The following is a 7,760-nucleotide window of genomic DNA, read 5'->3' as shown; positions in this document are numbered from 1 at the left end:
CGCTGGTACCAGCCGCTGCTGGTCGCCGGGCTCTTCGTGGTGCTGGAGGTGGCGGCCAGCTTCGTGCTGGAGCCCCTGCTCTACGGCCAGAGCGCGGGCGTCTCGCAGGTGGCCCTGCTCTGCTCGGTGGCCTTCTGGGCGTGGCTGTGGGGCCCGATCGGGCTGGTGCTGGCCACGCCGCTCACCGTGTGCCTCGTCGTGCTCGCCAAGCACGTTCCCGGCCTCGAGTTCATCGGCGTCCTGATGTCGGACGAGCCGCCGATCGCCCCCGCGGCCGCCTATTACCAGCGGCTGCTCGCGCAGGACCGGCCCGAGGCCGAGCGCATCGTCACCGAGCGCGCGCGCGAGCATTCCCTCGAGGCGGTCTTCGGCGAGGTCATCCTGCCCGCCCTGCGCCATGCCCGCCACGACCGCGCGGCGGACACGCTGTCCGAGGAGGGCGAGCAATCCATCTGGCGAGACACGCGCGAGATCGTGGACGCCCTCGGCGCCCGGGCGCGACCTGATGCGGAGGCGGCCGAGACGCCCCCCGAGACGGAAGCCCCGCCGCGCCAGGTCCGTGTCGTGGGAATTCCCGTCCGGGACGAGGCGGACCGGCTGGGCCTCGCGATGCTCGAGCACCTGGTCGACCCGTCGCGCTGGAGCCTCGAGATCGCCTCCCCGCACCTGCTGGGCTCGGAGATCATCGCGCTGATCTCCGAGCAGCGGCCCGCCGCGGTCTTCCTGGGAGCGCTGCCGTCGGGCGGCCGCGGCCGGACGCGCTATCTGTGCAAGCGGCTGCGCGCGCGCTTCCCGGATCTGCGCATCCTGGTGGGACGCTGGGGACTGCGCCACAACGCGGTCCTGACGCGACGGCAGCTCGAAGGGGCTGGCGCGGACCTGATCAGCACGAGCCTGCTCGAGAGCCGGCAGCACCTGCAGCAGGTGTACGGGCTCGAGCCACCGACGCTCCGCTCGCCCGCCGAGATCGACGCGGCGGCCGGCGCCCCGGCTACGGCGTAGCCGGGATGCCGTCGAGCCCGAGCATCTGGTCGAGCATCGCCGGGTCCACCGGCTTCGTCACGTGCAGGTCGAACCCGGCGGCCAGCGCCTGGCGCCGGTCCTCGGCCTGCCCGTAGCCGGTCACCGCCACCAGCCGGATCGCGCAGGTCTCCGGGCGGCGGCGCAGCTCCCGCGCCACCGCGAAGCCGTCCATACCGGGCAGGCCCAGATCGATCAACGCCACGTGGGGCCGGAACACGACGACCTTGGCGAGGCCGCCGGGCCCGTCTTCGGACGTCTCGACGTGATGGCCGGCCATCTCGAGCAGCAGGCGGAGGCTGTCGCGCGCGTCCGGGCTGTCCTCCACCACCAGCACGCGCCGGGACGCGCCGACGGGGCGCGCGCCGTCGAACGGCCGAGGACTCGCGTCGGGCGCGGCCATCGCGGGCAAACGCACGGTGAACTCGCTGCCCTGCCCGGGCCCCGCGCTCCACGCGGCCACCGTGCCGCCGTGCAGCTCGACCAGCCGCTTCACGAGGGCCAGGCCCAGCCCGAGCCCGCCGCGCGAGCGCTCGAAGCTCTGCGGCTCCTGCACGAAGAGGTCGAACACGCGCCCGAGCAGCTCGGTGCGGATGCCGTGGCCGGTGTCGCGCACCCGCAGCACCGCGCTGTCACCCGCCCGCTCCGTGGTCACGATGATGCGGCCGCCCGGCGGCGTGTACTTGAGCGCGTTGTCGAGCAGGTTGTTGACCACTTGCTCGAGGCGGGCCGCGTCCGCGGCGACGTGCACCGCGTCGCCGTGCACCGAGACGCCGTGCCGATCCGTGCGGCCCGCGTGCGCGAGGGCGTCGAGACAGCGCCCGGCCAGGGCCCGCAGGTCGACGGCGCGCCGCTGCAGGTCGATCTTGCCCGAGGTCACCCGCGCGATGTCGAGCAGGTCCTTCACCAGGTGGGTGAGCTGGGCGGTCTGCCGGCCGATGATCTCCACCACGTGCCGCGTGGTCTCGTCGCCCTCGAGCCGCTTGAGCACCGCCACCGCGTTGGAGAGGGTGCCGAGGGGATTGCGCAGCTCGTGCCCGAGCATGGCCAGGAACTCGTCCTTGGCCTGGTTCGCGGCCTGCAGCGTCTGGGCGAGGGCCTCCGCCTCGTCGCGGCGGGTGCGGATCTGGACCTCCAGCTCGCTCCGCTCGGTGATGTCGAGCGAGACGCTCAGCACCGCCGGCTCGCCGCCGAAGGTGATGACCTCGGAGTTCACGAGGAGCCTCCGCTCGTCGCCCGCGCGATTGCGGAAGGTCACCTCGTAGTCGCGCACCCGGCCCTCCTCGTCCAGCCGCTGCAGCATCCGGGCGCGCTGCTCGGGGGCGGCCCAGAAGCCGAGGTCCGCCTTGCTACGCCCCAGCATCTCCTCCCGCGTATACCCGCTGTGGCGCAGCGCCGCGTCGTTGACCTCGAGGTGACGATGGTCGCGCAGGCTCGTGATGGACATGGGCAGGGGGTTGCTGTGGAAGGCGACCATGAAGCGGCGCTCGCTCTCGCGCAGGGCGGCCTCGGCCCGCGTCCGCTCCGTGATGTCGGTCAAGGCACTCAGAATGCACGCCTCGCCGTCGAACATCACCACGTCCGCCGAGAGCACCATGACGCGCTCCGCGCCGCTCTTCATCCGGAAGCGGCACTCCATGTTGCGGACGGGGCGGCCGGCCTTGAGCAGGTGGAGGCCCTCGTCCCGCTGGAAGGGGTCGACCCAGAGCCCCAGCTCCACCGGAGTGTGCCCGAGGATCTCGTCGCGCGTATATCCGCTGGTGGAGAGAAACGCGTCGTTGGCGTCACGGATCCGGCCGTCGTCCACGCCGGTGAGGCACAGGACGGTCGGGCTCAGCCCGAAGACTGCCCGGAGCTTCTCTCCGAAGCCGGGAACCTGCATGGTGGGCGAGAGTATGGCCGCTCCCGACTAGCCTGGCAAGCTATGATGCCGACCAGGCGGCGACGAACAGTTCACACGGTCACGTCAACGGAGGACGCGAGACGATGAGCAAGGATATGTTCAAGGAACGCGGGCAGTCTTTCGAGGATGAGTACTTCCGCAAGCACGACGCCAAGCTCGTCGAGAAGCTCCGCGAGCGGGCCCGGCTCGAAGAGGTCGCCGAGGCGGTGGCGGTGAAGCTCCAGGTCGACAACCCCGAGCTGCTCGGCCGGATCATGGCGCTCGGGGTGACGCTGGACACGGCGTCGGCGTTCCTCCTCGCCCCCCTGGTTCAGGTCGCCTGGGCCGGAGGCGCCGTGACGGATCCCGAACGCGAGGCCGTCCTGCGCGTCGCCGCCGCACGGGGCGTCGAGAAGGGCTCGCCCGCTTACGCCCGGCTCGGGCAATGGCTGCGCGAGCGTCCGGAAGACACGCTGTTCGACACCGCCATCGAGACCATCAAGACGGGGCTGTCCGTCCTCACCCCCGCCGAGCAGGCGGAGCGGACCAGGCGGACCGTCGAGGCGTGTCGCCAAGTGGCGGAGGCATCAGGCGGTCTCGGCAAGGTGCTCGGCCTCCGCTCGGGCGTCTCGGACGAAGAGGAGGCGCTCCTCGACGCCATCTCCAGCACGCTGCGCGCACGGTAAGCGGGACCGGGCTTCGCTCGGGGACTTCACGAGATCTCTCCTTGCTGGATGCGGCCGCGGAGACTCTCGATCTCTTCGTCCCTCACGAGCAGCAAGGCCAGCGACGCTTCGGCCCGAGCCTCCCATGTCATCTCGCCGACCGCTTTCCGCCAGAGATCGAGCGCCTGGAGCAACGTCTCCTGCTCGCGGACTGTCATTCTCCAATTCTCCTGATCGCCATCCTGTCGATTCCGTGCGTCGACTCAGCGCGACGGGGACCGGCGCTATGGTGCAACAGCCAGCCAGGTCGCGACAAGGTCTGTTGCCCCACGGGGTGTATCATACGCGGCGACCATCTATCCCGCGGGGAGGAGACGACCATGGCGAACCAGACGCTGCTGGACCACGAGATCGACGTGCGAGACGTCGAGTACCTCCGGCACGGCGATCGCCCGCTGCTGGCCCGCCTGTTCGTGCCACGCGGCGCCGGGCCGTTCCCGATGATCGTCGAGCTACACGGCGGGGCGTGGTGCCGCGGTGACCGGCTCAGCGACACCATCATGAACGAGGCGCTGGCCCGGAGCGGCGTGGTGGTCGCCGCGCTCGACTTCCGCATGCCGCCCGAGGCGGCGTATCCGGCGTCGCTCCAGGACATCAGCTACGGGGTGCGCTGGCTCAAGAGCCGCGCCGCCGACTTCCACGGCCGCGCGGACCGTGTCGGGCTCATGGGTGCCTCCAGCGGGGCGCACCAGGCGATGCTGCTCGCCATGAAGCCGGCCGATCCAACCTACGCCGCGCTGCCCCTGCCCGCGGGGGCGCCCGCGGTCGACGGCCGCGTGGGCTGCGCGGTGCTCTGCTGGCCGGTGATCGACCCGCTCGGCCGCTATCGCTACGCGAAGGCGCTCAAGGCCGGGGGCGGCACCTATCCGGAGGTCGTGGATCGCGTGCTGCCCTGCCACGACCAGTACTGGGGCACCGAGGCCGCCATGGCCGACGGCAGCCCGACGCTGGCGCTGGAGCGCGGCGAGCGCGTGGAGACGCCCCCGGTGGTCTACATCCAGGGCACGCGCGACATGGCCCATCCCAGGCCCGATCTCGACCGCTTCGTGACGCAGTACCGGAAGATCGGCGGCCGGGTCGATCTGGAGCTGATGGAGGGCGAGGCCGAGGGCTACATCGGCCGGAAGCCGACCTCACCCGCGGTGGAGCGGACCATCTCGCGCATCATCGAGTTCGTCCACGAGCACCTGGGCTAGCCTGCGAGCGCGGCGGGTCACCAGGTAGGGACTCGCCGTTGACCCAGGGCGTCCTGCCTGACACCGTTTCTCGCGGAGTGTTCGAAGACCCCGAGCCGGAAGCACCGAGAGAATAAAGCGTTGCTCTTGCACAATGGCTTGGCCAGGGATATGCAGCTTACGGCGTCAGAAGCGACTACGCCGCACTGTGCAGGAGGTCCTCGATGCGCATCCTGGTACTCACCGCCATCGTTTGCCTTGCCGCAGCAGGCTCGGTGGCAGCAGACGGAGTGAAGATCGGCGTCAACATCAGCGTGCCCCCGCCCCCCCAGGTGATCGTGACGACGCCAGCGCCCCCTGTCGTGGTCGCGCCCCCCGTCGTCGTGACGCCTCCGATCGTCGCGATCCCGCCGCAGCTCGTGGTCGTGCCCGGGTCGCCGGTGTTCTATGCGCCCGGCGTCAACATGAACTTCTTCGCCTACGGCGGACGCTACTACAGCTTCCATCATGGCGGATGGTTCGTCGCCACGAAGCACGGAGGCCCGTGGATGGCAGTCGTGCCGGCTCGGGTACCCCAGCCGGTTCTTGCCGTTCCGATTGCGTATTACAAGATTCCTCCCGGCCACGCGAAGAAGATGGATCATCCCGGGCGCGGGTGCCCGCCCGGGCTTGCCAAGCAGGGACGCTGCTAGACCGGCCGCCCGAAGGGGAAGGTCACGCTCCAGTGACCGCCCCTTCGGGCTTCATGCTCGAAGCTATCCCGCTGCGAGGGACGCCCGGGCCCGAGGCAGCACCTCACGCGCCATGCGGGCGGTGTAGTCGGCTTCGGGGCCCGCGGGCCAGCGCGGATCCGGGATCGGGTGCAACACCACGTGGTCGAAGACGGCGGGCGCCGCCCGCAGCGCCTCGATCAGGCGCCCGGCCACCTCGGCCGGGCCACCGCGCAGGCTGAAGGCATCGGCCGCGCGCTCCGGCAGGAAATCCACCACGCGGCCGCTCGCCTCCAGATCTGCCGCGTGATGGAAGTCCGGCCACACGCCGCGGTCGTGCTTGAGCCGCTCCGGGTCCGGGCCCGTCCACTGAATCCCCGGCGGGGTGAAGAGCGCGGGCGAGTACTCGTAGTAGCCCGCGGCCATCGACCGCGCCATGGTGAGTGCGCGGTCGGCATCGTCGACCAGCACGGTGTGGAAGATCGCCCCGAGGCGCACCCCCGCCGGATCGCGCCCGGCCTCGACCGCGCCGCCGCGGATCGCGTCCACTGCGGTCGCGATGTTGGCCGCATGCGTGCCGACCCGGATGAATACCCCGTCGGCCACCGCGCCCGCCATCCGCAGCGTCTTCGGACCGCCCGCCGCGATCCAGATCGGCACCGGCCGGTGATGCGGCAGGCGCGCCGGCCGGGCCGCGCCCACCTCGACCGCCTCGCCGTCGAGCAGCGCGCGCATGAGGCGCGTGGATTCCTCCAGCTCCTTGACGCGCGCGGGCCGCAGCCCGGCCAGGCGCACCGCAGTGTCGCCCACGCCCCAGCCGAGCAGCACGCGCCCGGGCGCCAGCTCGTCGATGGTGGCGATCGACGAGGCGGTGACCGTCGGGTGACGATTGACCGGATTGGCCAGCAACGGCCCCAGCGTGATCCGCTCGGTGACTCGCGCCGCCGCGGCCAGCAGCACGTAGGTGTCGCGCCGACGGAGCTGCGAGTCGGGCTGCAGCGCTGCGTCCCAGCCGAGCTGCTCGGCCCGGCGCACGTCCGCCGCGAAGAGATCGACCGAGCGCGAGTCGAAGCGGTTGAGCCCGAATCTCGGAACTGGCACTACGGCATGCCCTTCATGTCCACCGGGAGGTAGTAGCGATTGGCCCCGAGTGCGTCCACCCGCTGCCAGAAATCGGGCAGCGCGGCCAGCCCCAGGTCGTTGACCCCGGCGCTCTGACGCCAGATGCACCAGGAGTCGGGATGCAGCCGGCTCGCCTCCTGGAGCCACCGCTGTGCCTCCGTCTGCTCGCCCCGCCGCAGCAGGGCCTGGCCCAGCCGGAACATGGCCTGCGCCGTCGCGATGTCCGTGGTGATCGCGGGCAGATGCGCGCGGGCCCCGTCGGCGTCGAACGCGTGCTCGCTGCGGGCTCCCGACCGGACCCAGTCGCGGATCGCGTCGAGGTAGGTCGACTTCGCCTGCGTGGTGAGCCGCGCCGCCTCCTCCGGCATCTCTCGAGTCGACCGATTCATCTTCCGGAAGCCCTCGTACGCCCCGGCCGCTTCCGCCGGCCGCACGATGCGCCCGGCCTCGTCGATCCATACGGCCTGCGGCACGTTGACGATGCCGTACAGCTCGGCCAGCCGGTGCTCACGGTCGATCAGGACCGGATACGTCGGCTTGCCCGCCTCGATCCACGGCAACGGGTCGCCCTCGCGGCTGTCCATCGCCACCGAGAGGACCACGAACCCGCGCGGAGCCAGCTCCTCGTACAGCTCCTGCCACACGGGCAGGTCGCGGCGGCACCCTCACCACGAGGCCCAGGTGACCAGCAGCACTTTCTTGCCGCGATAGTCCGAGAGCCGGTGCATGCGCCCGTTGACGTCGGGCAGCGTGAAGTCGGGCGCCTCCAGCGAGGCCAGCGCGGCCGCGCGCTGCTGCGCGCTCTCGCCCAGCACCCACACGTCGCCGTGGGCGCTGTGCAACACGGGCCGGCCGAGGTGGCGCCACAGCGCGGCCAGGTTGATGCGCCCGCCGTCGACGAGCTCGCGCTCGCGGCCGGCCGGCAGCGGCACGCAGACCTCGCCCCGGCAGAGACCCTCCGGCTTGGCCTCCCAGCCGGTCGTCGCTGCCGCCTCGGGCGCGGGCGACCAGAGCGCGTCGCCGCTGCCATCCGTGGTGGGCATCGCATGCTCGCCCGACTCCGTCAGCACTGTCACCATGGCTCCGTCCTTTCCGGTAACGGGTGGTGGCGGGATCTTACCACCGG

The 7,760-nt window shown here is 71.5% G+C and carries 8 protein-coding genes; 4 read left to right on the top strand and 4 right to left on the bottom strand.

Annotated elements, in window-relative coordinates:
• The coding region (locus tag VKN16_01885; GenBank protein HME92952.1) for an AI-2E family transporter at positions 1 to 1,002 on the top strand (1,002 nt) is incomplete at its 5' end.
• Here the strand turns inward: VKN16_01885 and VKN16_01880 are convergent.
• A complete protein-coding gene (locus VKN16_01880; protein ID HME92951.1) occupies positions 992 to 2,902 on the bottom strand; it encodes a PAS domain S-box protein in 1,911 nt (636 codons plus the stop codon). The two genes, VKN16_01885 and VKN16_01880, sit on opposite strands and share 11 nt — an antisense overlap.
• Before the next feature lie 104 nt (positions 2,903 to 3,006).
• On the opposite strand from VKN16_01880, the gene VKN16_01875 reads away from it, so the two are divergent.
• Positions 3,007 to 3,588 carry a hypothetical protein gene (locus VKN16_01875; GenBank protein ID HME92950.1) on the top strand — a complete coding sequence of 194 codons (582 nt, stop codon included), beginning with the start codon at positions 3,007 to 3,009 and terminating at the stop codon, positions 3,586 to 3,588.
• Between the two features lie 26 nt (positions 3,589 to 3,614).
• Here VKN16_01875 and VKN16_01870 read toward each other — a convergent pair whose 3' ends face one another.
• Positions 3,615 to 3,785 carry a hypothetical protein gene (locus VKN16_01870; protein ID HME92949.1) on the bottom strand — a complete coding sequence of 57 codons (171 nt, stop codon included), beginning with the start codon at positions 3,783 to 3,785 and terminating at the stop codon, positions 3,615 to 3,617.
• A 162-nt stretch (positions 3,786 to 3,947) separates the two neighbouring features.
• Between VKN16_01870 and VKN16_01865 the strand changes: the two genes are divergently transcribed.
• Both VKN16_01865 and VKN16_01860 read left to right on the top strand, forming a co-directional pair.
• Positions 3,948 to 4,823 (top strand): alpha/beta hydrolase, encoded by an 876-nt coding sequence (locus VKN16_01865; GenBank protein ID HME92948.1) that lies wholly within the window; start codon positions 3,948 to 3,950, stop codon positions 4,821 to 4,823.
• Between the two features lie 203 nt (positions 4,824 to 5,026).
• Positions 5,027 to 5,494, top strand: coding sequence for a hypothetical protein (locus tag VKN16_01860; protein HME92947.1), 468 nt, complete (start codon positions 5,027 to 5,029; stop codon positions 5,492 to 5,494).
• A 63-nt stretch (positions 5,495 to 5,557) separates the two neighbouring features.
• On the opposite strand, the gene VKN16_01855 is transcribed toward VKN16_01860, so the two are convergent.
• Entirely contained in the window at positions 5,558 to 6,613 is a 1,056-nt protein-coding gene (locus VKN16_01855; GenBank protein ID HME92946.1) for an LLM class flavin-dependent oxidoreductase, read from the bottom strand.
• Complete coding sequence (locus tag VKN16_01850; GenBank protein ID HME92945.1) at positions 6,613 to 7,713, bottom strand: ResA-like WAxxUGC motif-containing protein; 1,101 nt, start codon at positions 7,711 to 7,713, stop codon at positions 6,613 to 6,615. Before VKN16_01850 ends, VKN16_01855 begins: the two co-directional genes overlap by 1 nt.
• Between the last annotated feature and the right edge of the window lie 47 nt (positions 7,714 to 7,760).

The sequence above is a fragment of the Candidatus Methylomirabilota bacterium genome (assembly GCA_035315345.1).
Lineage (GTDB): Bacteria > Methylomirabilota > Methylomirabilia > Rokubacteriales > CSP1-6 > CAMLFJ01.
The sequence above is the reverse complement of the archived record's forward strand: the minus strand, read 5'-3'. Positions and strand labels throughout refer to the sequence as shown.

Coding starts and splice junctions, on each gene's coding strand:
- VKN16_01860 (HME92947.1), top strand. CDS start 5,027: ATGCGCATCCTGGTACTCACCGCCATCGTTTGCCTTGCCGCAGCAGGC.
- VKN16_01880 (HME92951.1), bottom strand. CDS start 2,902: ATGCAGGTTCCCGGCTTCGGAGAGAAGCTCCGGGCAGTCTTCGGGCTG.
- VKN16_01875 (HME92950.1), top strand. CDS start 3,007: ATGAGCAAGGATATGTTCAAGGAACGCGGGCAGTCTTTCGAGGATGAG.
- VKN16_01870 (HME92949.1), bottom strand. CDS start 3,785: ATGACAGTCCGCGAGCAGGAGACGTTGCTCCAGGCGCTCGATCTCTGG.
- VKN16_01865 (HME92948.1), top strand. CDS start 3,948: ATGGCGAACCAGACGCTGCTGGACCACGAGATCGACGTGCGAGACGTC.